At 64.6% G+C, this 2,954-nt stretch carries 3 protein-coding genes; 1 reads left to right on the forward strand and 2 read right to left on the reverse strand.

The window, feature by feature from the left end; genetic code table 11:
* Positions 1-351, reverse strand: a 351-nt coding sequence (locus EOA23_RS33185; protein ID WP_127307167.1) for a response regulator, incomplete at its 3' end; no start/stop codon positions are given.
* The gene (locus EOA23_RS33190; RefSeq protein WP_127307169.1) at positions 348-2,213 is read right to left on the reverse strand and encodes an ATP-binding protein; all 1,866 of its coding nucleotides are present in this window, start codon (positions 2,211-2,213) and stop codon (positions 348-350) included. The genes EOA23_RS33185 and EOA23_RS33190, both read right to left, overlap by 4 nt.
* 238 nt (positions 2,214-2,451) lie before the next feature.
* Here EOA23_RS33190 and EOA23_RS33195 point away from each other — a divergent pair.
* A partial coding sequence (locus EOA23_RS33195) for a cation:dicarboxylase symporter family transporter (protein WP_127307168.1) occupies positions 2,452-2,954 on the forward strand: 503 nt, incomplete at its 3' end.

Genomic DNA, 2,954 nt, shown 5'->3' on the forward strand with positions numbered 1-2,954 from the left:
GCTCTGCGCCAGCCGCTCAGTGGCGAAAGGCTTGGTGATGAAGTCGTAGGCGCCGTCCTTGATCGCCTTGACGGCCATGGCGATGTCGCCGTGCCCCGTGACCAGGATCACGGGAATATCGGGGTCGAGATGCAAGACGCGGCCGAAAAGCTGCCGCCCATCGATCTCCGGCATGCGGATGTCCGAGACAACCACGCCGGCGAAATTCCTGTCGAGCGTCGCCAGCGCTTCGCTCGCCACCGAATAGGCCGACACCGCAAAGCCGGCAAGCTCTAGCGTCTGCCTCGTCGCCTTGAGCAGGTCATTGTCGTCATCGATAAGGATCACCGGTGCGGGATCGTTCGTGGTCATGCTGCGCCGGCTTTCGAAAGGTGGATGGTGAAGCGTGTGCCCTGGTCGCTGCTCGAAACCTCGATGCGCCCGCCATAGTCGGCGACGATGTCTTTGGAGATGACCAGGCCGAGCCCAAGGCCTTTCTCCTTCGAGGTGTTGAAGGGCGTGAACAGTGATTTCAGGATCGCGGGTGGGATACCCGGCCCGTTGTCGGAAACGACCAGCGCCACGTCTTCGCCAGTTTCGGCGGCGGAGACTTCGACCCTTGCGCCATCACGGCCATCGAGCGCCTCCAGCGCGTTCTGGAACAGGTTGATCAGCACCTGCTCCAGCCGCAGCCGGTTGCCCATTACTTTCAGCGCCGGCGGCGGCAGCGTGATCGCCAGGGCATCCAGCCGGCCGGCGAAGCGGCTCCTGAGCAGCACGACTGCGCCCTCGATCACGCTGCGCAATTCGACGGGCTCGGCAGCGGTGCGGCCCTTGCGGGCAAAGGCTTTCAGCTCCTCTGTGATGGTTCCGATGCGCTCGGTCAGCGCGGCGATGGCGCCAAGATTCTCTTTGGCTGAAGCGCTCTGCTCGCGTTCGAGGAACACGCGCGCATTGTCGGCATAGGCGCGGATCGTCGCCACCGGCTGGTTGATCTCATGCGCGACGCCGGCCGCGACCTGGCCAAGGGTGGCGAGGCGATTGGCCTGCACCAGCTCCTGCTGCATCACCTGCAGCTTCACCTCGGTGCTGCGATGGTCGGCGATCTCGGCCTGCAGCCGGTCGCGCGCCAGGCTGAGATCCTGCGTGCGCTCGATGACGCGCCGCTCCAGCTCGGCGCGCGCCGCCTGTTCGGCGGCGATCCGCATCTGGGCGGACTGCCGGCGCCATAACAGATAGGCGGCCAAGGCGATGAGCGGTACAAGCAAGCCGAGAGCCAGGAGCCGCATTTCGCGCTGCGCGGCGGCGATCGGCGCTTCGGCTGGAACAAGATAGTCGAGCCGCCACGGTGTTGATGGCACAGCGGTCGAGAGCCGCAGATATTCCGCATCGCTGCCTCTCGGCGCGATGGCATGGACCAGCGTGACATCGGAGCTCAGCGCCTCCGGCCTCGTGATCGGCAAAGGCACCAGCGGCGCGTCGCCGAATTGCTGGCTGGCGCGGATTTCGGCGAGCACCGGCCGGCTAAGCGGCTCGGTCGTCAGGAAGCGCCAGGAGGGCACACTCGTGATCAGCACCACGCCATGCGCGTCGCTGACAAAGGCCGGCCGGTTCGCTTCGTGCCAGTCGGCTTCGAGCTGGTCGAACTCCATCTTGACCACGACGACGCCGAGGGGGCCCGAGGCGCCGTCGACGCGCCGCGAGATGTAGAGCCCGGGACGTTTGCTGACATTGCCGAGCGCGAAATATTCGGCGGTGCCGGTCTGCATCGCGCCTGAGAAATAGGCGCGGAAACTGTAGTCGCTGCCGACGAAGCTCACCGGTTCGCGCCAATTGCTGGAGGCGATCGCCAGACCGTCCGTGCCGGTGACGTAGAGCACCGAGGCCTTGGTGCCGGAAACCAGCCCTTCCAGCTTGCGGTTGAGCACGTCGATCGCGGCAGGGCTTCGCTCGGTCAACGCGTCATGCACCTGCTGGTCCTCCGACAGGAGCAGCGGCAGCGCGCGCGGATTTTCCAGCACCGCGCGCAGCAGCGCGACCTTGAGGTTGGCGTCCGTGCGTCCTTGCGTGGCTAATGCCTCGATCTCCGTCGAGCGGCCATAAAGGCCTGCGCCGTAGAGCGCTGCCGCGATGATTGCCAGCGCCACCGCCGTGAACAGCAGCCAGGCGCGCCGCGCCCGCCCGGCAAGCAGTTCGGGCGTCAAAGCGAGAGCAGCGGCGGGGCGTTGCAGCATGGCGTATTTGTGCATGTTTTCGCACAAGGCGCAATTCTGCCTATGCGGATAACCGCACTGATGCCGCTGAAAGGGCACCTCGCGAGCTCGAAAAATTCAGCAAAATCAACGAAGCGAAATTCCGGGCGCCATCTGGCACGCGCGTTGCAACTGCATCCGCAGCAGCCGCGAGGCTGTGGAGGTCAACAGCCCCCTGGGAGGTCGAGCGTTCTCGATCGGGGGCCGAACGGAGGATATCATGCAGACAGCAATCGCTGCCGCCGAACCGCGCGGCAAGGTTCCCTTTTACCGGCATCTCTATGTGCAGGTCCTGGTGGCGATCGCCGCCGGCATCCTGCTTGGCCATTTTTATCCCGATCTGGGCGCATCGCTGAAACCGCTCGGCGATGCCTTCATCAAGCTGGTCAAGATGGTCATCGCGCCGGTGATCTTCCTCACCGTGGCGACCGGCATCGCGGGAGTCTCCGACCTGCACAAGGTCGGCCGCGTCGCCGGCAAGGCGATGATCTATTTTCTTGTCTTCTCGACATTGGCGCTGATCGTCGGCCTGGTTGTGTCGAACGTCATCCAGCCCGGCGCCGGCATGCACATCAATCCGGCGACACTCGATGCCTCGAAGGTCTCGACCTTCACCGAGAAGGCGCATGACACTACGATCGTCGGCTTCCTGATGAACATCATCCCCGACACCATCATCGGCGCCTTTGCGCAGGGTGACATTCTGCAGGTGCTGTTCTTCTC

The sequence above is a fragment of the Mesorhizobium sp. M2A.F.Ca.ET.042.01.1.1 genome, from assembly GCF_003997405.1.
Classification (GTDB): Bacteria; Pseudomonadota; Alphaproteobacteria; order Rhizobiales; family Rhizobiaceae; genus Mesorhizobium.

Bases quoted from the DNA above. Each gene is read 5' to 3' on its own strand.
- EOA23_RS33190 (WP_127307169.1), bottom strand. From the start codon at position 2,213: ATGCTGCAACGCCCCGCCGCTGCTCTCGCTTTGACGCCCGAACTGCTT.